Source organism: Tychonema sp. LEGE 06208 (assembly GCF_015207505.1).
Taxonomy (GTDB): domain Bacteria; phylum Cyanobacteriota; class Cyanobacteriia; order Cyanobacteriales; family Microcoleaceae; genus Microcoleus.
Genome location: NZ_JADEWT010000033.1, coordinates 18,786 through 44,928, shown reverse-complemented (window position 1 = coordinate 44,928; position 26,143 = coordinate 18,786). Strand labels below are relative to the sequence as shown.

Here is a 26,143-nt window from a genome sequence, read left to right as displayed (position 1 = left end):
CTTTAATACTTTTGGTTTTTAGTGAGGACTTTAGTATTTGGGGCAAAAAGGACTAAAGTCCTGACTACGAACCAGTTTGACCGTGGTGGAGCGAGCCAACACTATATTATTGATTGTCTAGTTAAAAGCATCCTTGATGCTGTCAACAACGCGCTCGACAGCGTTCTTGGTGTTATCTACTGCTTCTTGAGTGCGAGCAGAATCTTCTTCGGCTCTTTTCTCAATCGTAGCTGCATCTTCCTTCGCTTTGCGCTCTACGAAACTACCATTATCCGATGCTCGATCGACTTTGGCGGCATTTGTCTTGGCGGCGTCCTTAACTTTTTCTTCTGTATCTTTGATGAAATTCTTGGTGCGTCCAGCATCTTTGCTGGCTTTGTCTTGCACGTTATCGCCAATATCTGCTGCTGCGATGGAGTTTATAGCAGGAGAGGCTAGGGCTGCGGTGTTCGAGAAATACGCACCCTGCCAAACAAATGCCATTGCTGATACGCAAAGCACGGTTGCAGCTAGATAGCGCCCGACAGTCGAAAGCCCTTTGGTAAAATAATTCAGTTTCATAGATTAAAAATTGAAGTTTGACATTCTATTTCTACCCTATCGCAGCGATCGACTGAACCATTCTCTAGATAGAGCTTATGCAACGACGCTCTATTTAAAAAGATCAGTCTTTTGATAGATTGAAACAAAAAACATCAGTCTATCTATTTTAGATTTTAGATTTTAGATTTTAGATTGGAAATTATTAGAATAGACTCCAAATACCAGATTTGGCGGGTTTCAACAGTCTATTTTAGATTTGTGATTTGTGATGGGCGATTAAACAGTTGACTTTATATCTGCAGATTAGGGAATTTTCAGGAATGCTAGCGATTGGGACTTTTGGTGGCTAGATCGACTGAGGTGCGATCGACACTCACGCATTTAAGCTACTGTTAACTGTTGACTGTTGAGCCTCCCCCTTTTCCCTTTTCCCTCTCCGGTTCTAAGATAGCCAGCAATTGACAGGTGCAGCACCTTAATTTGTCTTGGCTTAATTCAGCAAAGATTAATTTTTTTGAATAAAATTTTAGTAAAAAGGATAAACAATGTTATGTAAAACATTTTTATGGAATACAAATCGATTTTTTTGCTATATTGACCTCCAATAAAGATAATGGTTTTGATGAGATGAGGAGTTGAACGGATGAAAAACTTGAATTGCTGGAACAAGCCCGCTGTATTGCTGGGCGCGATCGCACTTGTAGCCGGAAGTTTGCAGGCTCAGGCGATCGGTCATGCTGCCCCACCAATATCCACCACCAGTCAGGATGCTGAAAATATTTCCTTTGAAAACAGCGCCACCTTTGAAATAGCCCAAACTGGCCCCCTTTGCCGCAAAGTCACTCCCAAAGAAGGTTTGACCGTTCGTCAGAACCCAGACCCCAAATCCCCAAGAGTTGGCGGTGTAGCAATGAATACTCAGATAACACTGTTCCAAGGTGCCACTTCTGTTAAAGCCTCCGACGGTCGCCTCTGGATTCAAATTACCTCTCCGGTAAAAGGATACATTGCTACCGGATACCCCAACAACGAGGCTAATATAGCTTCCTGCACAATTAGTCAAAATCCTTCCCCAAGTCCAGCGCCCGCACCAGCACCGGCACCAGCGCCAGCGCCAGCACCAACGCCAGCGCCCGCACCAACGCCCGCACCAACGCCCGCACCAGCGCCCTCACCAGCGCCCGCACCAGCGCCCTCACCAGCACCCGCACCAGCGCCCGCACCAACACCAGCGCCCGCAGCGACACCAGCGCCCGCAGCGACACCAGCGCCCGCAGCGACACCAGCGCCCGCAGCGACACCAGCGCCCGCAGCGACAGGCCCCGTCAGTCTGTGCCGCCAGGTAGAACCTCGGGTAGCGCCCAAGGGTCTGGCTATTCGCACCGAGCCTTCAAAGACTTCTGCGATTAAAGGTGGCGTAGCAGCTAACGGTCAAGTAACGCTTGTGCCGAATTTCCAGTTAGTGAAAGACAAGAATGGAGAAAACCGCAACTGGGTTGAGATTTCAGGGCCTGTTCCGGGATTTATCTCGGCTGGAAATTTGATCATGTGCAAGTAAACTGAGAAGTTCGATCGGTTTGTAGTGAGGATTTGAGTCTTCTCAACCGCCTTTGAGTCGGTAAGCATTCTTTGTCCTGACTGCAAACCAATTTAATTGTGGGCAATTCATTCGATGCGATGTTGAAGGGCGATCGTACTTTTTGAGAAACCCTCAAACTTTTGGGGTGCAGTTTTCGGTAGCAGGGATAATCAGCAAAAAGCCGATCGATCTTTCTACTTACAGCGGCCGCTTGCCCAATTTTGGTGTCCGCGATTTGGCTGACACTTCGATTGTCGGCCAATCCAGACAATTTCCCACTTATTTTGCCTGAGCCTGAGTTCGATGCGGTGGCGCATTCCCGCAACAGAATCGTCAGCCAAGCCGACGACTGTATGAACAATTACGGCGGTTTCTCGCGTGGGATATTCAACCAAAATGCCATCGCTTTTTCTGCCTTCAGATTCTCGATCGAGAATAAAGAGTTTGGCTGCGATATCTTTGGGGTTGGAAACCGTAATTTTGCGATCGGTTATGAACTGTTTAGGATTAATTGTTTCGTAGCCAGAGCGAGTTGCAGGTTGCGAAAATGCTGCGGCGGGAATTTGGATGCAGGCGAACACAGCTAGGAAAAAGAGCGATCGAGCGAGAGTAGATTTGTTCATTAGACATCTCCAATAACTCTTGTAGCGCAGGTTGAAATCCTGCTTTTTACCAGAAAAAATGGGTTTAAAGCTTCCCCTTTGTCGGAAGAACGGAAAAATTAATTTCCCTCACCCGCAAACCTCTTCGCGGAAGGAAGAGGTAACTGTCAACAAGCAAGCTGTCAACTGTTGAAACTCATTGGCCGACTATATTAAATTATCTGCGTCCATCAGTGTTTATCCGCTTGAAATCTGGGGTTAACTCATCAATCAAATATTTATGCAGCTTTGTCTATAGAACCCATTTGATATCTTTGAGTTTTTGGGTTGGGTGACGAGAAATATAGAGAGAAACTGGTTTCTGAGATTTACGCAGAATAGATACTCAAATGGGTTCTATAGCGGTTCTCAAAAAAGTGAGGTATGCCTTGTTTGGCCAATGCCCAATGCCCTGCGCGGGCCAATGCCCTGTTTGGCCAATGCCCAATCCCGGATAGTACCTCATCTTTCTGAGAAAGGCTATATATCAACCATCAAAAAATAACTGCTGCTTTGGGAAAATCTCAAATCTCAACTTGATTTAAACTCCAATCGTAAGGCAAAAAAACGATCGCCCATTCATCATCCACAGCCACCTCCGGCCTCAAATAACCGCCCACATACTCAGCCACCGAACCCGCCGCCTGCACAAAATCCTCCCCGTACCACTCAAAAATTTTGCTCAAATAAAGCGTCTTTTTCGCAGCATCGTACCGCACCTTATCGGGATTGCGAATAAAACTGCTGGTATCAGCCTCTAGTTGCGCCCGCACCGACTCGGGAAAATAAGCGCCGCGACGCAACAGCGGACATCCGAGTGCAGCGCAAACTAAGGCAAAATGAATGCGCGCTTCCGCAAAGGAGGGCCGCAAAATTGCGTGTTCGATTTGATTGAGACTGTACTTTTTGCCGCCAATAATCGAGTTTGAACGGGTGAAGAAATCCAAAAAAGCTAGCCAATTCGGAATTCCTAAAATTTTGGGACGGATGGACGCGATCGGGTATACTTCGAGAACTTGAGAAATTGCGATCGCATTGTACGCATTCAGCCACAACGCCAGCCGCGCATCCGCATCCGTAACAGCAGCTAAATCTACATCTGCCAAAGTTGCCAGCCAAGCGCTCAAAACATCTGCCCCCTCAGCTTTCCAGCGCCGATAATTAACGCGGCCCCCAGCATCAACGTAGCGTTGCAGCAAGTCGTCCCAAGTCGAAAAGTCGATCGAATTTATCATTCATTACCATCCACATTCTAAGGCGGATATTGCTTTAGGTTCTAGTTCTATTTGTACGCTTATTTTTTTTTAACAATGAGTGGACTAGGTATTCCGACGCAGGCCAAAAGTTAAATTTAAATACAGTACAGCTTATTTGATACTACCGTCAACCCAAGTCGCCCCTTTTAGCTTAGCATTGTCCAAATTTGCCCCGGTAACATCGGCCCCAATTAAATTAGCTTGTCGCAAAAAAGCCCCGCTGAAATTTGCCCAGGATAAATTAGCTTCTCTGAGATTTGCACCTCTCATATCAAATCCTCGCTTCATCGGAATAGTAAATTAACAGTTAACAGTCAAGAGTTAACAGTCAACAGTTAACATCATTCCGATGCAACCGGAAACGATATCAAATCCGCCCCTTGCAAATCGGCATTTACTAAACTAGCTTGCGGCTGGGGAATGCTTCTCAAATCGCAGCCGCGACACTGGTTAGTTGACAGCAACTAATTTACTTGCTGAAGATTACCTGCAATCGCCCCTGCAGCCAACCCGAAAATCAGTCCCAATGAAACTGCTCCAAAAGTTACAGATTTCATGGTCTTTACCTTCTACAATGATAAAAGATTCTTAATTTAAACTTCAACGGAACTCGGTTGATTGCGGCACAACACCAATCCCAGTTTTTGAGTCAAATTTGTATTTCCCCTTACCTCTCCTACCAAATATGACCAATAAAAGCCACTTTTTCGATAAACTGTTAGCGGCTGTTGAAAGCAATCAAAGTTTGCTGTATTTAGCCCTAGATCCAGACCCGGAAACCTTGCCGGCGCTGGTTTCGATGACTGGAGAAGAAACTCAAAGTTTTGTGACTGATTTGTTGGGAAGGTTCAAAAGTGCGATCGACCAAACAGCCGATTTAATTTGTGCCTGCAAACTCACCCTCGGTTTTTATCAATGTCTCGGCATCCCCGGCTGGGAACTGCTGCAACAAATTTTAACAATAATTCCCCGTCATATTCCCGTAATTTTAGATGCCAAACACAGCGATTTAAACACCAGCGGAGTGTTTGCCAAAACCGTATTTGAAGACTGGCAATTTGACGCTATTACCCTAAGTCCCTATGCCGGATTCGACGAAGTAGCACCATTTTTACTATATGCCGGAAAAACTGTTTTTGTCCTCTGTGCCACTGCCAACCCGTCAGCCGCCGCCTTGCAAGAATACCCCACTGCAGAAAACCCTTTGTACTTGCAATTAGTCCGACTTTCTCAGACTTGGGGAACTCCCGAAAAACTCGGTTTGGAAGTAGGAGTAATGCCCGATTTGTTGGCGCGCATCCGCCAAGCGGCTCCAGAACGGCTGATTTTAGTTGAAGGAGACATCGCCGAAGAAAATGACATCGCAGAAGAGAACGACCTCGTACAACTGCTGGCGGCCGGTTTAAGCAAGAATGGTGAGGATTTATTGCTGCCAATTCCTCCGAGTTTGTTCGCGAAACAAGAGCCGCGCCGAGAAATTGAAAAATTGCGGGATAGAATTAACGAACAGAGGCGGAGGGCGATCGCAGGCAGTCCAACTTGCGAATTGTGGCTGCCCGACGTGTGTTTTTTGCAACCAGAACCCAACCGCGATTTAATCTTGCAACTTTATGACATCGGCTGCCTAGTTTTTGGCGACCACGTACAAGCATCGGGCGCAGTATTTCCCTATTACATCGACTTGCGAAAAATCATCTCAATTCCGCAAATCTTTCATCAAATTGTCAGCGCCTATGCAGACATTCTCAAGGATTTAAAATTCGATCGCATTGCCGGAATTCCCTACGGTTCTTTACCCACAGCAACTGGTTTAGCATTGCGGATGGAACGTCCGATGATTTTTCCGCGCAAAGAAGTGAAAACTTACGGTGCGGGTAAGTTAATTGAAGGGCATTTTCAAGCGGGAGAAACGATTGTCGTAGTCGATGATATTTTGATTAGTGGGAAAAGCGTGATGGAAGGTGCGGGCAAGTTAAAATCTGCGGGGTTAAATGTAGAAGATATTGTGGTTTTGATCGACCACGAACAGGGTGTAAAAGATAAATTGCAGGTCAACGGTTATCGCGCACATTCTGTGCTAGCGCTTTCAGAAATTGCTCAAATATTGTATCAAGCAAATCGCATTAATACGGAGCAATTTAATATGTTGACTGCGGAAGGTTAAACCCGCACTTCCTATAGGGGCGGGTTCACCGATATCTATGAAACCCACAAATAATCTCATAAACCCGCCCCTACGAGCCAATTAGATTAACCTTGCAAAACTTCAATTAAAGCATCGCCCATCGCCCGACAACCGACCTGTTTCATGCCTTCTGACATGATATCGCCCGTGCGGTAATTTTTATCCAAAACTTTGATAACTGCTTGCTCGATTTTATTAGCAGCTTCTGGCTGATTTAACCCATAGCGCAACATCATTGCCGCGCTTAAAACTTGAGCGATGGGGTTTGCTTTATCTTGTCCGGCGATGTCCGGCGCGGAACCGTGCACTGGTTCAAAAACTCCAGGCCCGCTTGCTCCTAAACTAGCAGAAGGTAGCATTCCAATACTACCAGTTAACATCGCTGCCGCGTCGGAAAGGATGTCGCCGAATAAGTTGCCGGTGACTATGGTATCGAACTGTTTTGGCCAGCGAATTAACTGCATTGCTGCGTTGTCAACGTAGAGGTGAGAAAGTTCGACATCAGGGTATTCTTGGGAAAGGGAAATGATGCGATCGCGCCACAGTTGCGAAACATCCAAAACATTCGCTTTATCAACGGAACATAGCCTTTTTCCGCGCTTCCTGGCAGTCTCAAAAGCGACTCGCCCGATTCTGTCAATTTCCGAGTCGGTGTAAGCCATTGTATTTACACCGCGTTTTTCCCCGGTTTCTGTCTCAAAAATGCCTTTGGGTTTGCCGAAATAAATGCCGCCTGTAAGTTCGCGGACTACCATAATATCAACGCCTTCGACAACTTCTTTTTTTAAGGAAGAAGCATCGACTAATTGCGGTAAAATAGTTGCAGGACGCAAATTTGCAAACAATCCCAATCCGGCGCGCATTCCTAATAATCCTGTTTCCGGGCGCTGTTCGCGCGGCAAATTATCCCACTTGTAACCGCCGATGGCTGCTAGTAATACTGCATCGCTGTTGCGGCATTTTTCCATAGTTTCTTCGGGCAGCGGATTGCCTGTTGCGTCAATAGCAGCGCCGCCTATTAATGCTGTTTGAAATTCAAAGCCGATGTCCAATTGTTTGCCGACAAGTTTCAGGACATCTACCGCTACAGCGATAATTTCCGGGCCGATGCCGTCTCCCGGCAAAAGAGTGATGCGGTAGTTTTGAGTCATATCAATTTTGGGGTTTTGATTGTAGATTCTTGAGGAATTATATTATATCTGCTCGCACGATCGTCATAAAATTAGTTTGTAATGAGGACTAAAGTGCTCGCATTGATGCGGACTAAAGTCCTGACTACAAACCGTTTTTATTATGGTAGTTGAGCGGATATAATATGGCGTACAGAAACTTAGGATTATATCAGCTTCTGTGCGCGATCGCACAAACGGGATTTTTGCCCCTGAAGACATTCTATACAGATACTGACATCAACGAATACTTTCGCGCCCTGACTGGATTTCAACCCCGACAATTCCCAATAGAAACAATCCGCCAAATCCTCAACCGCGAAAATGTGCTGCTGAGGGCGGCGACGGGTTCGGGAAAAACTGAAAGTGCGATCGCCCTTTTTCTCTTCAGCCAATCTCTCAACCTCGATTCTCCCGAAAAACTCATCTATGTTGTGTCCCTCAGAACCCTCGCTAACAGTCTCCGCTGGTGCTCCCCAAGCGGCGGACTAGGCTGCACAAGTTGCTGTGTGGATACCGAAGGTGGACGCAGTACAGTGTTTTTGAGTATTTTTTGACTTTGTGAAGCTTCAGCAGAAGATTTAAATGTTGATTAAGCAGGTGGAGGATTCGGTGTGTATTTATGTTTTGGATGCGGGTTCGGTGAGGCGGACTATTACTTACAGTTCTGAGAAACATTGGGAGGAATGGGCAATAATTTTTTAGATAAAATTATGCACTCGGAGGTTGAGAAACCGGGTTGTTTGGGAACATATTTGGTTTGGGCCGACTAATTAGGTGAAAAACCCGGTTTCTCTGCCCCCGGTTCTTGTTTCGCGGGATTAATTTGGAGAACCATAGATTAGTTCCTAGCTGTGGCGATGAATCTATTTTATCATAATTGTTGGCAATTCACTATTGCTCTAGTTAACTTTATTCATCACCATCTCTTTAATACCTTCCCACCTCAATATCAAGATTTATTAAATATCCGCAAGTAGGTACTGACATAAGGCAAGTTTTTATTTATACTTGAAAACGATTAAACCTTCTAAATTAAAGTAATAAAATGTCTGAACTTAGACAAAATCTAATTACCAGAGATTGGGTAATCATCGCCACCGAACGGGCAAAAAGACCGGACGAATTTGCTAACACAAAAAAATCCATTGTAGCACTGCCGCCATACCGTACCGATTGCCCGTTTTGCGTGGGAAACGAAGAAGACGGAACCTTAGAAACTTGCCGTTTGAGGGATGAGAACGCTGGCTGGAAAGTCAGATCGATGGCTAACAAATATCCCGCCCTCTCCCCGACAGCAGAACGGCTCAGGATATCATCAGGAATTTACCGCACGATGTCGGGAATCGGCATTCACGAAGTAATTGTCGAACACCCGCGACATGATTTGACTACTGCTTTGTTGACCGTTGAAGAAGTTGCCAGCATACTTTTAGTATACCGCCAGCGCTATTTAGAAATTAGAAAATATCCTTATATTGAAACAATTGTGATCTTTAAAAATCACGGCCCAACTGCCGGAACTTCTATCGAACATCCTCACTCGCAAATAGCAGCTACGCCCGTTGTGCCTAACCAATTTCGCAGGCGGATAGACGAAGCTATTAGATATTTTGACGACACTGGAGAATGTTTGTTTTGCCGGACTTTGGAAGATGAGTTGGCGGCGCGTGAAAGAGTAATTTTTGAAAGCAAAGATTTTGTCGCTTGTATCCCTTTTGCTGCACTTTCGCCCTTTCATATTTGGATTTTTCCGCGTCGGCATTCGTCTTCGTTTGATGATATTACTGATGAGGAAATTATTGGTCTTGCTGATACTTTGAAAACTGTACTCGCTCAGCTTTATTACGGATTGAACGATCCAGATTATAATTATAGTATTCGCTCGGTTCCCACTGCCGAACAAGGAACCAAATACTTTCATTGGTATATCGCAATTATTCCCAGAGTCACGAAGCAGGCTGGGTTTGAGTTGGGTAGCGGGATGTTTATCAATAGTGCTTTGCCGGAGGAAAGTGCCGAGTTTTTGCGATCGATTAAAATTCCTGACGACCTTAATTTACGAGAAACCTAAAGTATAATAAATCACAAGGATTTTAAAAATGTCCGAGGTCAAGACAGCAGATGATTTGATGAGTTTTAATCATCTCTGGCATAAGTCACAGGATCGCACATTTCAAGCAAATCAACCGAGATCGACGCAAATAATTTCCTGAAGAGTTGAGGATTTTTGCAATCTGGTCTAATGTACAATTGAAATGCAGTACAGCTTAGTTTGCGATCTAAAGCGATCGAGGTACAAGTTGACCCAACTCACAATAAACCTTCGACATACTGCCAGCAGTCATCGCTAAAAGTAGCTTTCAACATATCTCTAATTTTACCGTCGATCGACAATCTCGCTTCGCCAGAGTCGCCACTCTCGCCGATTTCTCGACTGTCATCTGATAAATGTTCTTGAAGGTGGGCCAGAGTATTGGCGAAATTAGCTAGAAAATAATGTTCGTCTACCCACGCTGTGGGATCGGGGATGTTTGGACTTCCAAAAGCCCGATCGACTAAATCCTGTTTGGCAAAATCGTCAGTGTGGTTTTTCATGCTGAGTTCGATTGAGATAAAATTTGCAGCTTATCCCAATCTTAAGCTGAATTTTTAACGCTTGTGCGATCGCGATCGACCCACCGCAGTGATAAATTTGTGTAATTCGTGCGATCGCGATCGAGCTTGTTTAGTCAGTCGCGTGCTATCATACTACCTCAGAGTTGGCGCTCACAAATTTTTACCTCCGGCAAAATAGACTTGGGCACCATTCCGCGAACTTTTTTTGGGGATTGTTGACAGCCTGCGCCATCCGAAAAATTACCGCGATAGAACACAAAACCTCAGCATCTTCCTCTTTGAAACCTGCCAACTTTTACAACCCATAAACCGTCTGTTCTATTTGATATTTTAGGTGTCAGATGGTGGTAAGATTTGTGTGTAGCAAGTCTAAATAATTTGTGCAAAGTATTTTTTTTATGAACCGCAGAGAACGCAGAGGGCGCAGAGAAAGAGAATGCAGAGAAAGGGAATGCAGAGATGAGAAGATGTGAAAAGATGGTTGAGGTTTGTTATATGTGAGATATTTTACTGATTTTTCAACTTTTTGATAGCGTTGGCAGTTTATTTTTTTCAAGGCAGGTTTAGATGTATTTGGGTTGGGATTTCTATTTATCCGGTGAAACTCTTTCCTACAAGCTAATAACTAATAACTTATGTTAACACCCTTACCCGATAAATCAGAAATTTCCCAAGGTTCTTCTCGCAACCTGTGGTTTTTTGCTGTTTTGATTTTAATTGTCCTCTTACTAAGTTTGATTGTACAATCATTCTTCAACAAACCCCAACTTTTAACCGACCCGTTTCTGCAATTTCCCACAGCCAACTCGGTGCGAGTTGTTTGGTTTACCGAGTTTCTAGGTACTAGAAACACTGTTACTTACGGAAAAAACTTAAATAAAACTGCCGCAGCAAATACTACCAAGCTAAGCCGCACCAGAGAAGACAAAGACTCGCAAATTCCCGATGAAATGAAACAGGGAATAACTAACAACAATCCCATTGTGCGCGACATCTGGCGGCACGAAGCAGAAGTCCGCAATTTAACGCCCGATGTGCGGATTCCTTATCTAGTAACCAGCTACAAAAAAGACGGCACATCTGTCAGCAGCAAAGTTTTTACACTTTCTCCGACACCAGCAGCAGGAATACCCCTCAAAATTCTTCTCACTTCCGACCATCAATTGATGCCGATGACAGCAGCCAATCTCCAGAAAGTAACAGAAACAATTGATAAAGTTGACGCGGTTTTCATGGCTGGGGATTTAATTAATATAGCCGATCGCGCTTCCGAATGGTTCGACGACTACCGAGGGCGCGCCTTTTTCCCCGCTTTGCAAGGCCGCGCCTTCTCGGAACTCGACAAAAACGGCATCAAAACAGTGTACGGCGGCGGCGAACTGATCCAGCACGCGCCCTTATTTCCGGCAATTGGGAACCATGAAATCATGGGGAGGTTTTCAACTACCAGCACCCTGAACGACCAGTTTAACGACTCTTTCCCCCGCGCTGCAGTCCAGAAAATATATCCATACCTCACTCAAAAATATGGGGTAAAAAATAAAGATATTTTGTTAAAAAATAATAGTTTTAACAGCGATACCTACAACGAAATTTTTAGCTTACCAAGCGACCAAAATTATTATGCCGTGACTTTTGGAGACGTGCGGTTAGTGACTTTGTATGTTACAAATATCTGGCGGACTCCGAATTTAGACCCGGAGGCCAGAGGCAGGTATCGGGAACGGGACGAAGATTTTGACCGTCCCGAAAAATGGGGATACGGACAGCATATTTTCGAGCCAATTGTCAAGGGCAGCGATCAATATACTTGGCTGGAAAAAGAATTAAACAGTGTCCAATTTCAGCAGGCAAAATATAAAATTGTGATGTTTCACTACCCGCCGCATTCTCTCGGCGACAATATTGTACCTGCTTATACTGACCCGGTACAAATAGTCGATCGCACTGAGGATGGCGAGATTAAGATGGTGCGTTACGAATATCCGAAACAGCAAGATTATCTTATTCGGGATGTGGTGCCGCTGCTAGAAACAGCGGGCGTGCAGTTGGTATTGTACGGACACTCGCATTTGTGGAATCGGTTTGTGAGTTCGACTGGAATGCACTTTTTAGAGACTTCTAATGTAGGCAACAGTTACGGTGCGTTTGTAGGGGAAAAGCGCCGATTTGTGCCGCCGGCATATCGGGAGGATTACAGCGCTATTGGAGACCCGAACGGATTGGAACCTGTGGTGCCGACTGTAGCGCCTTTGTTGGGGAAAACCGGGCTGCCGCTGCCGTATATTGAGAGCAACGATCTTACGGCTTTCAGTATTTTTGAAACTGGGAACGGTACGGTTAGCAGCTATTATTTTGATACGCGGAAACCCAAGTCAAATGTTGTAAAATTTGATGAATTTAAGTTGAAAAAATCGTGAGTTTGTGTGGTTGCAACTTGGGACAAATTTAGCTCGGAAACCTGCATTCATAAACCTGATTTTTTACACAAATCCTTCGCAATCGCCCCAAATTAAATAATAAACAGGAGCATTTGCTACATGGTAAAAACATTTTTTGTATTTATTATAGTGCGAGCGGGGACGATCGCACTATCATTAAATGCAAAACTCAGATGCTGCCTAAAAAAACCGGTTTTTTGGGTCAAAATGCGTCCGTAACTATCCCATTAAACCTTGTCTTTTGCAGGCGGAACTAAACCCGTTTTATTCAAACCGGCATCAATATCCCTGAGCAATTTTAAATCATCTTCGGGTAAAGAATTAACAGGCGAGTATTTTTCTAGAAACGAGAATGCTTGCCGAAATTCGCGGGGGCGGGAGTCGATCGCGCGATCGAAGTGACAAGGTACAATCCTCTCAAAATCCCAACTCGCGACTCGATCCGCCCAATCGAGAGTTTCCCTCGGCGCGCGGTTGAGAATCAAAGCCTGCAAAACCGGCGCAACCAACAACCGCCCTCCACCCCGCAAAGCCTCGAACGATCGCGCCCAACCAGGTTTCCACTGGAACGGATACAACCCAAAATAAGCTTTTCTAGAGCGTTCTGGCGCTTTGATAGCTCTGTCAAACACCCCCGACCAGGGCGGCACTTCCAGCACGCTGGGGCGAAAATACATGGCAAATAAGGCGATTCTCTGCCATCCTTTACGCCGATTTTCCTCGGTGTCTGCCACCACATCCGATGCGGTGTCTTTGGCGTGAAACAGCAGCGGGTAGGAGTCGAGTTGGAGAATCGCGGGCGGGTTTTCGGGAATGGAAACGACGGAATCTGTTACCATCAGCGTGCGCGACTGCCTGTGAAATAAGGCAACTTCAGCGAAGCGGCCCAAACCGAGGTCGATCGGGCCTAGGATTGCCCAGTCAAATTCACCTGCTAGGGGGGTGTTGCTGCTGTCACGGGGCAGTACAGAGGTGCGTTTTGCCGGCAAACCCAGCCAACTCAGGGGCAAATTTATGGGGAAACTCCACTGCTGCGGGGCGACAAACACCTGCGCTGCGGGAAAAAACCTCGCAAACGGGCCGACAAACACTTTGTGCTCGATGCCGGAACCGGTTGTCAGCAAAATATACTTAACTTCGCCGTGCTCTGCTACTAACTCGTTTAGCAAGCGGATGCACTCGCGAGTCGGTGCGACGGGGGCGTAGACTAGAAGGCCTTGGGATTCTAGTTTAATAACCGTCATCCGCACCGGCACAATCACGTAGAAAATGCCTTGCAGTTGGTCAAAAGTCCAGATTTTGTCTTTGACTATTTCTTTGCGGATGGTGCGCCGCTTGCCGTAGGGATATATGGGGACGATCGGCCAAAATGGCCAGGAATAGTCCCGATTGTCTGTCTGTGTTGGTGTTGGTGTGCCTTCTCCCTCTGCCACTGGTGCGACTCCTTGCCGATTTTTTGGTACTTGCGCGCGATCGAACTTTTGTTAATCTTATTTCAATGTTGCGACGCGGATTCGAGGAGTTGACAAGGGGTTGCGGGCGATCGGGCTTTTGAAAGTTTCGATTTTGACTGCAGACATCAGTAGCATTTAATTTAAAAAATCGGAAAATACCCTAAAATTATCTGCCTAAATCAGTATTGATCTACCAGAAATCTGCGGTTTATGTATCAATCCCGTGACTTCTGCAACTCAAGTCTACTTTGCCGTCCCAATCTCCGCCTCCGGCCAATTCACAGTGAAAATATCCAACCGCCCTTTAATCAAAGTATCTCCATCTTAAACTTAGATCGGAATCCTATCTTCCATTGTCAGCACAACAGGAACTTTAAAAAATTCCGTTAATCTCATCAACGGTGAAAGTGATAAAAACTTAACCAATTATTCCTAAACCTTCCCCACTTCTAGGTATCCCCAAAAGTCATTGCTGATTTGCAAGAGTTGCTGCTGTTCAAATTCACTCAGCGGTTCCCGATAGAAAAAATCGTTCCAGGCATCTGCTTCTCGTTCTTCCAGTTTGAGAAGGCGGCAAACGTCATTTAACGAAAGTTGGCTGGCTTCTAAATTTTGAGTCATAGCTTTAGTGCGATCGGCTGTTCATGTCAAGTATATTGCAAACTTGGTATAATCTCATCTTAAAATTGGGATAAATCGATGATGTGTGAGCAACCATTAAAACCCATTGGTATCAGAATCATTCATCTCTCTCTTCCTCTGCGCTCTCTGCGCTCTCTGCGGTTAAATCATTCCGAAAAAACCGTAAACAATATCAATCCCCAAACAGACAATTACTTGTGATACAATCATACCAGATATCACCCAGAACCAGCCATGCAGCTAGAAGAATATTTTAACTTCCTAAGACCTGACGACATTCGGATCAAAGGTTCCCGAATCGGCATCGAAACCATTCTTTACGAATACCTGTTTCGCGCCCGAACTCCCGAAGAAATAGCTAACATTTATACATCCCTCACCCTCGAACAAGTTTATGCAACAATTTTGTACTACCTGCACAACAAAGAAGCAGTCGGTAAGTACATAACCGAATGGCTGGAATGGGGCGAAAAAATGCGAGAAGAACAGCGCCGCAATCCTCGTCCAGTGTATGAAAAAATCCGCAAACTGAGAGCAGCAAGAGATGCAATGAGAAAAGCTGATGGCAATCCAGTATCTGTTTGATGAAAATGTCGATCCTGCATATGTTAACCAAATTCGCAGGCGCAATCCCGATCTGGTTGTTCTCGCAGTGGCAGAACTAACAGCACCTTCCAAAGGGACTCTCGACCCAGAAATTCTCATTTGGTGCGAAATCCACAATTTCATTCTCGTTACCAACAATCGCCGCTCTATGCCCGTTCATTTAACAGATCATCTAGAGCAAAATCGCCATATCCCAGGAATATTTATCCTGAATTCCAAGCTGAGTATCGGTCAAAATATTGAGGAACTGATTTTGATTTATCAAGGATCGTTTGATGATGAGTACCAAGATAAAATTGAGCATTTACCGCTACCATAATTCTCACACATCCCCAACATTGACAAAATTGCCCCTGTCTTAAGGAAAATAAACATACTTTGGCCCCAACTTATGCAAACAATAGTTACAAAGAGTAACTCAAGAAAAAACTAACAGCGATGTCACAAGATACGATCGAATCAATTCTGCATGAAAAACGCCTATTCCCGCCCACGGCTGAATTCTCCCAAAAAGCTCACGTCAAAAGCTTAGAAGAGTACCGCGCCGTCTACGACAAAGCCGCTGCTGACCCCCAAGCATTTTGGGCCGAACTCGCTACCCAAGAATTAGACTGGTTCCAAAAGTGGGATACCGTACTCGACTGGCAGCCACCTGTTGCTAAATGGTTTGTCAATGGCAAAATTAACATTTCTTACAATTGTCTCGATCGCCATTTAACCACTTGGCGCAAAAACAAAGCCGCCCTCATCTGGGAAGGCGAACCCGGTGACTCCCGCACGCTGACTTACGCGCAACTCCACCGCGAAGTCTGCCAAATGGCGAATGTCATCAAAGAATTGGGAGTGCAAAAGGGCGATCGCGTCGGCATTTATATGCCCATGATTCCCGAAGCTGCGATCGCCATGCTAGCCTGTGCCAGAATCGGTGCAGTACACAGCGTAGTATTCGGCGGATTTAGCGCTGAAGCATTGCGCGATCGCCTCAAGGACGGCGAAGCAAAACTCGTCATCACCGCCGACGGCGGCTTCCGCAAAGATACCGCCGTCGGCCTCAAAGCACAAGTCGATAAAGCATTAGCAAATAACGCCGTACCAAGCGTTACCAACGTTCTCGTAGTTCAGCGTACCAAACAACAAATTGAGATGGAACCGGGGCGCGATATTTGGTGGCACGAACTGCAAAAAAACGCCTCAGCAAATTGTCCCGCCGAACCAATGGATAGCGAAGATATGCTATTCGTACTCTACACCAGCGGCAGCACAGGCAAACCGAAAGGAGTCGTCCACACAATCGGTGGCTACAACCTTTATACCCACATGACAACCAAGTGGATCTTCGACTTGCAAGATACCGATGTTTATTGGTGTACTGCCGATGTCGGATGGATTACAGGCCACAGTTACATCCTCTACGGGCCGCTTTCCAACGGTGCAACAACTTTAATGTATGAAGGTGCGCCCCGCGCGTCGAATCCCGGCTGTTTTTGGGACGTAATTGAAAAATACGGCGTCACTGTTTTCTACACCGCACCAACAGCAATTCGCACCTTTATGAAAATGGGTGAAGACTTGCCCAAGGCGCGCGATTTGTCATCTTTACGATTGTTAGGAACAGTCGGCGAACCGATCAATCCAGAAGCTTGGATGTGGTATCAGCGCGTAATTGGCAACTCAAATTGTCCAATCGTCGATACTTGGTGGCAAACAGAAACAGGCGGAATTATGATTGCCGCTTTGCCCGGTGCAATTCCTACAAAACCCGGTTCTGCCACCCTTCCTTTTCCCGGAATTGTTGCCGATGTCGTCGATCGAGATGGCGAATCAGTAACTAATCAAAGCGGCGGTTATTTAGTTGTCAAACATCCTTGGCCGGGAATGATGCGTACACTTTACAACGATGCCGATCGTTTCCGCCGCACTTATTGGGAATATTTGCACCCCAAAAATGGCGAATTTGTCTACTTTGCTGGAGACGGTGCCCACAAGGATAAAGACGGTTATTTCTGGGTAATGGGCCGCGTTGACGATGTAATTAATGTCGCCGGACACCGACTCGGTACGATGGAAGTTGAATCGGCTTTGGTGTCGCATCCAGCGGTGGCGGAAGCTGCGGTTGTTGGCAAACCGGATGAGATTAAAGGTGAGGAAATTGTCGCTTTTGTGACGCTGGATGACTCGCAGCAACCGAGTCCAGAATTGGAGAAGGAATTGAAGCAGCACGTTGTTAAGGAGATTGGGGCGATCGCCCGTCCCGGCGAAATTCGATTTACCGATGCTTTGCCGAAAACGCGCAGCGGTAAAATTATGCGCCGCTTGCTGCGTTCTTTAGCCGCCGGAGAAGAGGTTTCTGGGGATACTTCGACTTTGGAAGATCGGACTGTTTTGGATAAGTTGCGCGGCGGTTCTTAGGGCTGTGTAACCGCAGATAAACGCGGATGAACGCAGATAAGATTTACATCTGTGTTCATCTGCGGTTTAATTGTTAATTCGCTTATTTACCTCGCCACAAATGAACGGCATCGCTGTTAATTTCCGACCTTACTTGCAGCCAATCTTCTAGCAAGTAGTCATCATCGACTGCTTCTGAATGCTGTTCGTCTTTGAGAATTGCTAAGACGTGAACTCCAGACGGATAGTTGACATGACGGATTTCTGGGTCATATCCTAAGTGTTGAATTTTTGCTAAAACGCGATCGACTGAACCGGCAACAGTCAGATCGACGGCCAGAATAATTTGACCGAGTTTAGCACCCGGTTTTACACATTCGAGAATAACCATTACTCTTTCTCCCTATGCTATCTTAGATTTTTTTACTGTAGCAATGAATTATTTGGCTCATCTATTCTTATCAGACGGTACGCCAGCATCGCTGATTGGCAACCTCTTAGGCGATTTTGTCAAGGGTTCGGCAGTCAATCTTTATTCCGAGGAAATTAGAAACGGCATCGATTTGCACCGGAAAGTCGATCGCTACACGGACTCTCATGCAGTAGTGCGATCGAGTACAAGCCTGGTTTGCGCCCAGAGACGCAGGTTTGCTGGAGTTTTGATAGACGTATTTTACGACCACTTTTTAGCTAAAAATTGGCTGGAATATTCAGAAGTTCCACTCTGCGATTTTGCCCGCCTAGCCTACAAAGTCCTGCAAGACAACCGCGATATATTGCCCGAATCACTTCAGCGGATTATGCCGCAAATAATCGCCCGCGACTTGCTCGGTTCTTATCAGGAAATTAGCGGAATAGATATTGCTCTCCATCGAATGTCGGCAAGAATCAAGCGGACAAATAACTTAGCAGGTGGAGTGGAAGATTTGACAGTTAATTATCAGCAGCTTGAATCAGATTTTACGGCTTTTTTCCCAGACTTAATAAGTTACGCAGCAACTTGCAAAAATCAATATCAAAAATACCAACACTAATCAGTAGGGTGTTTTTGGGTGCACTTGACTGCGATCTGTTCTCACTAATTGCTTTGGGCAGCAAACTCATGTACAATTTAGCCTAAATATGCGAATCTAATCTCAAGTCCAACAAGGTTCAAAATATGGCAACCAGAATTCAGAACCTGCAAGTAACTCAAGTAGTTGATGGCGACAGCATCAAAATTTCTCTCGACGGCAAAACCGAGTCTCTGCGGCTAATTTGCGTCGATACAGAAGAAAGTTACTCCAACAGTTCAAAACCTGTTACAGCAGCCGGCAAAGCAGCTTCGGAAATGGCTAAAAAATACTTCACTACAGCAGATGGTAAATTTGCTCAAATTGACATAGAATTTGATACAGACGATCCGGTTAAACTTGCTCTAGAAAAACATCGCGACAACTACGGCCGTCTCCTCTGTTACGTACATAAAGATGGAGAAAATTACAACCTCAAACTGATTCAACAAGGCTGGAGTCCCTACTTTGTCAAATACGGGCGCTCCCGATTGTATCACCGACCAATGACTGAAGCAGAATCGGCTGCAAAAGCTTACAATTTGATGATTTGGAATCCGATTACCAATGCCAAAATTCCCTGTCGCAACTATACTATTTTACTGCCTTGGTGGTCGATGCGCGGCTCGATTGTTGAAGATTTCCGCTTGTGTGAAGCAACTACAGAAGCGCTTTCTGTGAGGTTGCACTACCAGAAAATTTTAGCAGCTTCTGAGACAGCTAAACCTATTACTATTTTCTGCGATTTACTGTCTGGAATTAATCAATGGATCGGCGGTCATGCTAGAATTTATGCGGGTTCCTCGTATCATAGATTAGATTTGTGGATACCTGATGCTAAAACTGATGAAAAGGCTCCCTTGAAGCGGCTAATCGAGAAGCGTTATGCGGGTATGGGACGGGGATATGTGTATATCAGCGGTAAGATAGAACAATACAAAGGTAAGCCTCAAATAGTTTTAAACAATCTCAAACAATTTTCTGATTTCCCTCCCTAAAATTTACTTTTACATGAATTGAATAAAAAAAACGGACAAATAGCAGGGCTGCATCTATCCGAAAGAATTTGTAGTGCGAGGTTCCCCGGTTGCTTGCTATACAATGCCCGCCAGCGGTTCCTTTCGCAAGTCGTAAAAAAATGCTTTTTGCCAAGCCGGAGATGCTTCCAAGCGAACCAGATAGCTTCGATTCACCCATTGTTTTGATTTCAGTAGCATTACGGTTAAACAATCCAAATTATTCTGTTTATTTTATGAAACTAAATCAATTTATACTATAATACTATCATTACCAATCTGTAGCTGCCAAGAGCTGCGCCATCAATCCCAACTCCAGAGAGGTCAAAGCCATGTGTCAATTACTGGGAATGAACTGCAATGTTCCAACCGATATTTGCTTCTCTTTTGAGGGTTTTTCTGCAAGAGGTGGCAGAACTGACGTTCATCAAGACGGTTGGGGAATTGCTTTTTTTGAAGGTTTGGGGTGTCGCCTTTTTATAGACTCTAAACCTGCTATTGATTCTCCGGTTGCTGAATTAGTGCGCCGCTATCCCATTCATTCAACTAACGTGATTGCTCATATTCGCAAAGCTACTCAAGGCGAAATTTCTCTGGAAAATTGCCATCCTTTTAGTCGGGAACTTTGGGGACGCTATTGGGTGTTTGCTCACAACGGTAATCTGGAAAATTTTCATCCTGAAAGTGCGGGATTTTATCAAGCTGTAGGCAAAACTGACAGCGAAAAAGCATTTTGTTTGATATTAGAAAAGTTGCGAGAAAGTTTCCCTCAAAACAAGCCTGCTTTGACGGAAATTTACGATGTTCTGAACGAAATTACTAAAACTTTGGCAGCGCACGGAATTTTTAATTATTTACTTTCTGATGGAGAACATTTATTTACACACTGTTCTACTAATCTGCATTATATTGTGCGACAAGCACCTTTTGCTAGGGCGCACTCGATCGATGAAGATGTAACTGTCGATTTCCGGGAATTGACACAGGAAGGCGATCGCGTGGCTGTAATTGCCACTTTGCCGCTTACGGATGATGAAGTTTGGACGCAGATTCAGCCGGGAGAATTGCTGGTATTTCAGGATGGTTTTCCTATTAATTTTGAGAGATAACTTGGCGATTTAAATCGCTTCTGGTTATTGATGATTAACTACTCATCAAGAATCATATTTTCAAACAAAATAGGTTCAATTCGCTTCAATACTTCCTTAACTAAATCTTCTGGACATTCACCAATCAAACTTGCTTGCCTTGCGCGATAATCTTGCATAACGGAGTTGAGCAGTCATAATTACACCTGTCACCGTTTCACCTTCTGGAATGGGAATATAAAACGGATTTTTGCGTTGTGTGGTGCTAATGGGACAGACAAACACAAACCCCATTTTTCGGTTAAATTTAGTTTGACTCACAACCAGTGCAGGTCGAGTACCCATTTGTTCGTGTCCTGCTTGAGGATCGAAATTGAGGCGAATGAAATGACCTCGTTCGGGGATGTAGTTTACCAAACTTCTTCTCCTTCTGGTTTTCCCCAAGAGATTTCTTCGCTGGGTTCTATTTCGCCTGCTAATAGTTCATCTAAGGTGTATTTTGAAATTTTATGATTTATAGGCTCTATGACCATTTTTCCATTTTCTATACTGCAAATTACTGAATCATCTGCTTTCAGGTTGAACAATTTTACAATATAGTCTGGTATTGGCAAAGCTAAGGAATTATCCAAGTTGCTGAGGTGTATTTTTGCTGTCATACATTTGCGATTTTAATGCTCAGGTTTATCTATTATAACAGCTAGATATAAATCGCCTACCAGATTTAGTGTTGTAAATATTTTGAGGGCGATCGCCTTCGGGCAATATCATGACTGCAGGTAGTGTCTAAAAAGTCAAAAAATTGGTTTCAACCGCCGGGTGGGCTATGCAAATACGGCTGCTACGGCTTTCGGCAATGCGGCACAAAATATGCAACTGGATACAAATAATCTTCGCCTGATTCATCAATAACTCGGATATATTGATGTTTCGCAGCGCGAATATCCGGTATCACCTGATAGATTTTTCGCAATTCCAAGGATACTGGATAATCTTGATTGTTAATGCAAACTACAAAATTAGTTTCTAAGTTAAACTTCAACATATTTGCACAAAGTCCTCGGTTCAGGAATAAACGAACCTGCTTGTCGCAACTCTTCCAAGTGCAAGACTATTGCTTCTTTAATTTGCTGTTCTACCTCTTCGAGAGTTGTACCTGTTGCCGCACATCCCGGTAAATCTAGAACGTAAGCAGAATAATTGCTGTTGGCTTTTTTAATCGCAATTGCATAACGCATACTTTCGCGCTGCCGATTTGCGGCTGCGTCTGTCAGCAAAATTGACCCTTCCGCTGTCAATTCCCATCTGTCGCGCGGCGAACCTGTTTCGATATATCGTTTAACAAAGCCATCAGCAGCCAGTTTTTTTAAGACCACCATCATGTCAGGTTCTCGCGGTACATCTCGACGAGAAAGTGCATTCGCGAGTTCGTACCAACTCCACTTTCCTTGACCTTTAGCTACTAATTCCAGCAGCACTAATTCTAGCTGGGTTAATTGAGTTAGGTTTTTCATTAAAAGTCCTCTACGCTTGGATGAAATAAAATACCGAATCCTTCTTTTAATTTATAATCTTCAAGAGTAGCTGTATGAGCATTGTTCCAAAGTTCATAAGCATCGTCGGGGTTTGTTGGCTGTCCCGTTGGATAGCCTAGTTTTTTATACCTCAGATACTCGCGCAACTCGTGAGTATAGAAGCGTAAATCAACAGGCTCAGCAACAAGGGCTTGAGTAGCGATACTTCTTAACCTTTCTACCATTTTTAGCTCAGCTTCACCAACTGGATTAAATCTGCGAACATGAGCTTCAACTAAGGAAACGCCTTTATCAGTAATTTTAACATTTTGATAAGATAAGTTGAGAATTTTTCCGCCCGCTTTTGATGGATTGAAGGGTCTGCCACTTATTGCACCTTTTTTTGTCATTTTATTCAAGTGGCTTTAATTTGTTAATTTATCCATTCCACAATTGCCTCTACTTACGCAGCCAAACTATTAACCAGTCTAACTGTAGGTCGGTCTGCACTTGTGGGCGATCGCAAATAACTTCCAGGTAGTGTCGCAACTGCTACAGTATTTCCAAACAGATCGAAAAATTCAACGCTATAACCTGTTTCTAGTTCTTCAACGTGATGCTGTTCCACAACTGTACCGATATCGCCGGTATCAAGTCCTTCTTCTGGAAGGTTGCACAGCAAGATGACATCCGAATAAAGTCGATAGTTCATAATTATTCTGATTCAGGAAATTTTTGCTCGTATTGGGCTAAAATTTCTCGAACTGTTTCGGCGGCGATGTCTGATAGGTCTGATTTAGAATAGATAGTCACCAAAACGATCGAATCGCTAGTTTTGAGGTAATAAATAGCACGGTAGCCAGCACTTTTGCCTTTTTGAATGTCGCTGTTTTTAATTCGGACTTTGAAAATTTCGTACTCCATTCCCGGAATGCGATCGCCCGGAAGTTCCCCGCTTGAAGTTGTTCGATTACAGGCTGAATGTCGTTGCGAATGTTGCGATAGCGTTTGCCTAAAGTTCGCAAGTCTCGTTGAAATCGGGGGGTGAGTTCAATTTGGATCGGTTGTCGCTCAATTGTCATCGATGCCATCCCACAGTTGAGACAAGGGGAGAGTTTGTCCGGTAATTGCCTCATGGAAGCCTTGCTGAATCCCTTCGATGACAGTTTCAGTGGGGTCATCATCGGGATCGATATCAGTGTTTTGACGAATTTTTTGTTGCAGTTCTTTGAAGCGTCCTTTATAGATATCTTCCCATTTATCGGACTGCAAGAATTTGATGAAAGCTAAGACTTCTTGTTGTTGGTCTGGCGATAAGACCTTCACATTTTCCAAAATGGCTTGTTCGACGGTCATAATGATCTCTTTTTTTTGATTGCTATTCTACAATCTAGTAACAACATTATATCAAAGGGGTGGGTCAACAGCAATTCACAGTTTGATAAATTACTAGGAAACTACTGCAAAATCTGTGTACTGCCGCATTCCAGGCTCGTGAAATGCCAACACAATATCTTCCTTGGGAACCCCTGCACGCACCAAATCCGTTGCAATCCCATCTTCTGTCCAGTCTTCTTCGATCCAGAATTTACCATCGCGAATCCGAACGTAAACAGTCATCCCGGTAATACGTTCTCCCTTTTGCCAGCCCAGATTCATCCACATATAATGACCGTTTTCTTCGTCGGTAATCAAGAATGTCTCGATGTCTTGTTGAGAAGGGCGGCACAATTCTATATACTCGGTCAAAATACGTTTGATTAATTGGGGATACTCGATTAGTTTATCCATTGCACAATTTCCTCTACTTCTGTATTTACGATAATTAGCGGAAGTTGATGTCTGTTTACAATTAATTGAATTACATCTTGAGTGAAGAAACTTTTATATGCGATCGCACTAACTGCGACGTAAAGTTTGCGATCGGGTGCAGTTTCCTCTAACAAGTAAAGATAGATGTCCTATTGACCGAGAGCTTCTTTTAAATCTTGTATTTTTGACGCACCGATAAAGCTTTTCACTTCAACTACAAGTTTCTGTCCCGGCCGTTCAGCAGCAATGGGTTGTTCCGCACCGAGATCGGCGTACAGCGTTGTTCTGCGATACTGAATTACATAGGGATCGTCAGTAATCGTCCAGCCGTCTTTGATCAGTGCGTTTTTGACAGCGTAGTGGATGATGTCTAGCTTGGGCATAGGCTTATTATAGACTAAAATAAATGAGTATTATAGCTGACTTGCCACAGGAATTTTTAACTTGACAAGGGATTTTTGTAGAACACTGGGTTTCACGCTCAACCAAACTTGTTTGCGATCGTCTTTAGTGTAGCCAATGACAACAGCACCAACAGGCGAATCAATATCGGGATACATTTCTGCTGTCATCGATCCGGTATCGAGAAAGTCGGAAATTTGAATAAGTCCTTTTACTTCTGCATCACCAAGATTGACAAACACTCCAAAAGGTGCATGAAATTCAACTTTGCCGTATATTAGTTTTCCAAGTGGATACTTGGACTCGATCGAGTTCCAAAATTCTTGATTCATAGTCAACTATTGCTGTTTTAGGATTCTAGGAAATTGTGCGAATAAAATGCAATATCTAACATTAGCCCTCCTCTGCTTCACAGCTTATAAATTCGCGATCGGAGTGTAAGATTTCAAATTTCATAATTAAACGCTCAACAAAATCTCACGATATTCCCAAGAAACTTTTGAGGGCGACTTTATACCTGTTCTTCAACCGTTTGGAAATCAAACCACCCTGCTGGATCTGTGCCAGAACAGCCTCTGAACAAAAGCCTTTTGGAATAGGACTACCAGCCGTAATTAATCCAGCTAGTTCAGTAGCATTTATCTCACGGGCAAATTGGTAAGCTACTACAGACTCACGGACTATAAAGCTTGGTACACCCGAACCTGGTAGGAGAACACAGGCATCTTCAGAATTAGGTCTGCGGCTAGTGATATTAACGAAGAGATAGCTGCTTTCAGAAGTTTGTGCAATGGCAATATATAGATGTTCGCTGTTAGGAGGTGTATCCAGCAAAAAAGCATCTCCCAAATTAATGATGATGCTAGCCATTCAAAACCTCATCTAGATATGCCTCCCGGATAGCTGACTGCTGAATTTCACCTATTTCCTCATCACTCTTAGCCATCAAAACTCTATCTAGATATGCCTCTCGGATGGCTGACTGCTGAATTTCACCTATTTCTTCGTCACTTTTACCCACATTTTTTAGAATATCCTCTACAGCAATCGGAATGGCTGAACCGTGAGGATCTTGCCATTCTGGAAGGTCATGAGTCCATTCAGCAACCAGAAAAGGATCGAGATGTCCAAAAGCTTGATAAACCTGTTGAATAATTTCCTCCTCCTCTTCACAAATATCTGCATTCCCCGGATCGTTCAACAGGTAAACAAGATGTTCATTATCTTCATTTTTCGTGGCAATGAACTTAGACCAGAGAGGTAGGGCATTATCAATGGGCTTCCCCTTAATCAGGTCGTAAACACCACTGAGGACAGGACCATAATCCATCGATACATAACGATCGCCAGTAATCGGTTGCTCTATGCGTTTGAATGAAATACGGTCAGCTATATAAAGCATCTTCAGTAAGCCTAAATATTTCATAGGCTTACCGTGCAGCTTTAAAAGCACTGCTGCTGCTTCAATAGCTTTCTCTGGATGAAACCGAAATTGGATGGGCATAAGCATTTTGGAAGAGTGCTTCACAGTAGTACAACTTCATTGTAAACCATAATGATTTGTCAGTCATTAGTGCTTTGACAAAGCATAATAGAAATCTGTGTGACGACTGTATTCTCTTAATTGTTTCCGACTGATAACGTGCATTTAGCTATCATTCTGAGGTTTTCTAGATATCTCAAGAAAAAAATGAGGGAAATGGAGGCAGATCCTGGAAACGAGAGAAAATACGCCC

Annotated in this window: 33 protein-coding genes and 2 pseudogenes; 13 read left to right on the top strand and 22 right to left on the bottom strand. The window is 44.3% G+C overall.

The window, feature by feature from the left end:
• Nucleotides 1–117: 117 nt before the first annotated feature.
• Nucleotides 118–561, bottom strand: a complete 444-nt coding sequence (locus IQ263_RS11475; protein ID WP_194067535.1) for a hypothetical protein — start codon at nt 559–561, stop codon at nt 118–120.
• 625 nt (nt 562–1,186) lie between these two features.
• On the opposite strand from IQ263_RS11475, the gene IQ263_RS11470 reads away from it, so the two are divergent.
• Nucleotides 1,187–2,101 (top strand): SH3 domain-containing protein, encoded by a 915-nt coding sequence (locus IQ263_RS11470; RefSeq protein ID WP_194067534.1) that lies wholly within the window; start codon nt 1,187–1,189, stop codon nt 2,099–2,101.
• Nucleotides 2,102–2,316: 215 nt separating this feature from the next.
• Here the strand turns inward: IQ263_RS11470 and IQ263_RS11465 are convergent, their stop codons facing one another.
• From IQ263_RS11465 to IQ263_RS11455, 3 genes are all read right to left on the bottom strand, one after another.
• Complete coding sequence (locus IQ263_RS11465) at nt 2,317–2,745, bottom strand: hypothetical protein (protein WP_194067533.1); 429 nt, start codon at nt 2,743–2,745, stop codon at nt 2,317–2,319.
• Between the two features lie 542 nt (nt 2,746–3,287).
• A complete protein-coding gene (locus IQ263_RS11460; protein WP_194067532.1) occupies nt 3,288–3,998 on the bottom strand; it encodes a DUF547 domain-containing protein in 711 nt (236 codons plus the stop codon).
• 132 nt (nt 3,999–4,130) lie between these two features.
• On the bottom strand, nt 4,131–4,307 hold the full coding sequence (locus IQ263_RS11455) for a pentapeptide repeat-containing protein (protein WP_194067531.1): 177 nt from the start codon (nt 4,305–4,307) through the stop codon (nt 4,131–4,133).
• Nucleotides 4,308–4,704: 397 nt separating this feature from the next.
• On the opposite strand from IQ263_RS11455, the gene IQ263_RS11450 reads away from it, so the two are divergent.
• On the top strand, nt 4,705–6,183 hold the full coding sequence (locus tag IQ263_RS11450) for a bifunctional orotidine-5'-phosphate decarboxylase/orotate phosphoribosyltransferase (RefSeq protein ID WP_194067530.1): 1,479 nt from the start codon (nt 4,705–4,707) through the stop codon (nt 6,181–6,183).
• A gap of 86 nt (nt 6,184–6,269) precedes the next feature.
• Here IQ263_RS11450 and leuB read toward each other — a convergent pair whose 3' ends face one another.
• Nucleotides 6,270–7,355, bottom strand: coding sequence for a 3-isopropylmalate dehydrogenase (gene leuB / locus IQ263_RS11445; RefSeq protein ID WP_194067529.1), 1,086 nt, complete (start codon nt 7,353–7,355; stop codon nt 6,270–6,272).
• A gap of 164 nt (nt 7,356–7,519) precedes the next feature.
• Between leuB and IQ263_RS11440 the strand changes: the two are divergent.
• From IQ263_RS11440 to galT, 4 genes and pseudogenes are all read left to right on the top strand, one after another.
• Nucleotides 7,520–7,819: pseudogene (locus IQ263_RS11440) on the top strand (DEAD/DEAH box helicase); the annotation flags it as partial.
• A 23-nt stretch (nt 7,820–7,842) separates the two neighbouring features.
• Entirely contained in the window at nt 7,843–7,938 is a 96-nt protein-coding gene (locus tag IQ263_RS29815; protein ID WP_333196492.1) for a CRISPR-associated endonuclease Cas2, read from the top strand.
• A 20-nt stretch (nt 7,939–7,958) separates the two neighbouring features.
• Nucleotides 7,959–8,078, top strand: a complete 120-nt coding sequence (locus tag IQ263_RS28475; RefSeq protein WP_228049975.1) for a CRISPR-associated endonuclease Cas2 — start codon at nt 7,959–7,961, stop codon at nt 8,076–8,078.
• A 343-nt stretch (nt 8,079–8,421) separates the two neighbouring features.
• On the top strand, nt 8,422–9,447 hold the full coding sequence (gene galT, locus IQ263_RS11430; protein ID WP_194067528.1) for a galactose-1-phosphate uridylyltransferase: 1,026 nt from the start codon (nt 8,422–8,424) through the stop codon (nt 9,445–9,447).
• 239 nt (nt 9,448–9,686) lie between these two features.
• Here the strand turns inward: galT and IQ263_RS11425 are convergent, their stop codons facing one another.
• A complete protein-coding gene (locus tag IQ263_RS11425; RefSeq protein ID WP_194008076.1) occupies nt 9,687–9,971 on the bottom strand; it encodes a hypothetical protein in 285 nt (94 codons plus the stop codon).
• A 656-nt stretch (nt 9,972–10,627) separates the two neighbouring features.
• Here IQ263_RS11425 and IQ263_RS11420 point away from each other — a divergent pair.
• Nucleotides 10,628–12,412 carry a metallophosphoesterase family protein gene (locus IQ263_RS11420; protein ID WP_194067527.1) on the top strand — a complete coding sequence of 595 codons (1,785 nt, stop codon included), beginning with the start codon at nt 10,628–10,630 and terminating at the stop codon, nt 12,410–12,412.
• A 248-nt stretch (nt 12,413–12,660) separates the two neighbouring features.
• On the opposite strand, the gene IQ263_RS11415 is transcribed toward IQ263_RS11420, so the two are convergent.
• Nucleotides 12,661–13,866, bottom strand: a complete 1,206-nt coding sequence (locus IQ263_RS11415; RefSeq protein ID WP_194067526.1) for a DUF4336 domain-containing protein — start codon at nt 13,864–13,866, stop codon at nt 12,661–12,663.
• A 453-nt stretch (nt 13,867–14,319) separates the two neighbouring features.
• Entirely contained in the window at nt 14,320–14,508 is a 189-nt protein-coding gene (locus IQ263_RS28470; protein ID WP_228049974.1) for a hypothetical protein, read from the bottom strand.
• Nucleotides 14,509–14,763: 255 nt separating this feature from the next.
• Here IQ263_RS28470 and IQ263_RS11405 point away from each other — a divergent pair, with 255 nt between their 5' ends.
• The 3 genes from IQ263_RS11405 to acs all read left to right on the top strand — a co-directional run bounded on the left by IQ263_RS11405 (nt 14,764) and on the right by acs (nt 17,544).
• A complete protein-coding gene (locus tag IQ263_RS11405) occupies nt 14,764–15,114 on the top strand; it encodes a DUF433 domain-containing protein (protein WP_194067525.1) in 351 nt (116 codons plus the stop codon).
• Nucleotides 15,092–15,454, top strand: a complete 363-nt coding sequence (locus tag IQ263_RS11400; RefSeq protein WP_194067524.1) for a DUF5615 family PIN-like protein — start codon at nt 15,092–15,094, stop codon at nt 15,452–15,454. Before IQ263_RS11405 ends, IQ263_RS11400 begins: the two co-directional genes overlap by 23 nt.
• Nucleotides 15,455–15,573: 119 nt before the next feature.
• On the top strand, nt 15,574–17,544 hold the full coding sequence (acs, locus tag IQ263_RS11395; RefSeq protein ID WP_194067523.1) for an acetate--CoA ligase: 1,971 nt from the start codon (nt 15,574–15,576) through the stop codon (nt 17,542–17,544).
• 82 nt (nt 17,545–17,626) lie between these two features.
• Here the strand turns inward: acs and IQ263_RS11390 are convergent, their stop codons facing one another.
• The gene (locus IQ263_RS11390; RefSeq protein ID WP_194067522.1) at nt 17,627–17,914 is read right to left on the bottom strand and encodes a hypothetical protein; all 288 of its coding nucleotides are present in this window, start codon (nt 17,912–17,914) and stop codon (nt 17,627–17,629) included.
• 43 nt (nt 17,915–17,957) lie between these two features.
• On the opposite strand from IQ263_RS11390, the gene IQ263_RS11385 reads away from it, so the two are divergent.
• The 3 genes from IQ263_RS11385 (at nt 17,958) to IQ263_RS11375 (ending at nt 20,700) form a co-directional block, all read left to right on the top strand.
• Entirely contained in the window at nt 17,958–18,557 is a 600-nt protein-coding gene (locus IQ263_RS11385; RefSeq protein ID WP_194067521.1) for an acyl carrier protein phosphodiesterase, read from the top strand.
• Between the two features lie 125 nt (nt 18,558–18,682).
• Nucleotides 18,683–19,573, top strand: a complete 891-nt coding sequence (locus IQ263_RS11380) for a thermonuclease family protein (protein ID WP_194067520.1) — start codon at nt 18,683–18,685, stop codon at nt 19,571–19,573.
• 350 nt (nt 19,574–19,923) lie between these two features.
• Nucleotides 19,924–20,700: a class II glutamine amidotransferase gene (locus IQ263_RS11375; RefSeq protein ID WP_194067519.1), complete on the top strand. Its 777-nt coding sequence runs from the start codon at nt 19,924–19,926 to the stop codon at nt 20,698–20,700.
• A 117-nt stretch (nt 20,701–20,817) separates the two neighbouring features.
• Here the strand turns inward: IQ263_RS11375 and IQ263_RS11370 are convergent, their stop codons facing one another.
• From IQ263_RS11370 to IQ263_RS11305, 13 genes and pseudogenes are all read right to left on the bottom strand, one after another.
• A complete protein-coding gene (locus IQ263_RS11370; RefSeq protein WP_228049973.1) occupies nt 20,818–21,096 on the bottom strand; it encodes a type II toxin-antitoxin system PemK/MazF family toxin in 279 nt (92 codons plus the stop codon).
• Entirely contained in the window at nt 21,090–21,338 is a 249-nt protein-coding gene (locus IQ263_RS11365) for an AbrB/MazE/SpoVT family DNA-binding domain-containing protein (RefSeq protein ID WP_194067518.1), read from the bottom strand. Before IQ263_RS11365 ends, IQ263_RS11370 begins: the two co-directional genes overlap by 7 nt.
• A gap of 182 nt (nt 21,339–21,520) precedes the next feature.
• Nucleotides 21,521–21,724: a hypothetical protein gene (locus tag IQ263_RS11360; RefSeq protein ID WP_194067517.1), complete on the bottom strand. Its 204-nt coding sequence runs from the start codon at nt 21,722–21,724 to the stop codon at nt 21,521–21,523.
• On the bottom strand, nt 21,711–22,193 hold the full coding sequence (locus tag IQ263_RS29810; protein ID WP_333090360.1) for a type II toxin-antitoxin system HicB family antitoxin: 483 nt from the start codon (nt 22,191–22,193) through the stop codon (nt 21,711–21,713). The genes IQ263_RS11360 and IQ263_RS29810 overlap by 14 nt, the downstream gene beginning before the upstream one ends.
• Nucleotides 22,193–22,603, bottom strand: a complete 411-nt coding sequence (locus IQ263_RS11345; protein WP_194067516.1) for a hypothetical protein — start codon at nt 22,601–22,603, stop codon at nt 22,193–22,195. Before IQ263_RS11345 ends, IQ263_RS29810 begins: the two co-directional genes overlap by 1 nt.
• 53 nt (nt 22,604–22,656) lie before the next feature.
• Nucleotides 22,657–22,905: a DUF4926 domain-containing protein gene (locus IQ263_RS11340; protein ID WP_194067515.1), complete on the bottom strand. Its 249-nt coding sequence runs from the start codon at nt 22,903–22,905 to the stop codon at nt 22,657–22,659.
• A gap of 2 nt (nt 22,906–22,907) precedes the next feature.
• Nucleotides 22,908–23,117, bottom strand: a complete 210-nt coding sequence (locus IQ263_RS29805) for a type II toxin-antitoxin system RelE/ParE family toxin (RefSeq protein ID WP_339384840.1) — start codon at nt 23,115–23,117, stop codon at nt 22,908–22,910.
• Between the two features lie 147 nt (nt 23,118–23,264).
• On the bottom strand, nt 23,265–23,549 hold the full coding sequence (locus IQ263_RS28465) for a DUF2281 domain-containing protein (protein WP_228049972.1): 285 nt from the start codon (nt 23,547–23,549) through the stop codon (nt 23,265–23,267).
• 93 nt (nt 23,550–23,642) lie between these two features.
• On the bottom strand, nt 23,643–23,984 hold the full coding sequence (locus tag IQ263_RS11325; protein ID WP_194067514.1) for a XisI protein: 342 nt from the start codon (nt 23,982–23,984) through the stop codon (nt 23,643–23,645).
• Nucleotides 23,972–24,388: pseudogene (locus IQ263_RS11320) on the bottom strand (element excision factor XisH family protein). The gene IQ263_RS11325 and the pseudogene IQ263_RS11320 overlap by 13 nt, the downstream one beginning before the upstream one ends.
• A 30-nt stretch (nt 24,389–24,418) precedes the next feature.
• Nucleotides 24,419–24,739 (bottom strand): RNA-binding protein, encoded by a 321-nt coding sequence (locus IQ263_RS11315; RefSeq protein ID WP_194067513.1) that lies wholly within the window; start codon nt 24,737–24,739, stop codon nt 24,419–24,421.
• 145 nt (nt 24,740–24,884) lie between these two features.
• A complete protein-coding gene (locus IQ263_RS11310; protein WP_194067512.1) occupies nt 24,885–25,277 on the bottom strand; it encodes a hypothetical protein in 393 nt (130 codons plus the stop codon).
• The gene (locus tag IQ263_RS11305) at nt 25,270–25,935 is read right to left on the bottom strand and encodes a Panacea domain-containing protein (RefSeq protein WP_370589094.1); all 666 of its coding nucleotides are present in this window, start codon (nt 25,933–25,935) and stop codon (nt 25,270–25,272) included. The genes IQ263_RS11310 and IQ263_RS11305 overlap by 8 nt, the downstream gene beginning before the upstream one ends.
• Nucleotides 25,936–26,143: the final 208 nt, after the last annotated feature.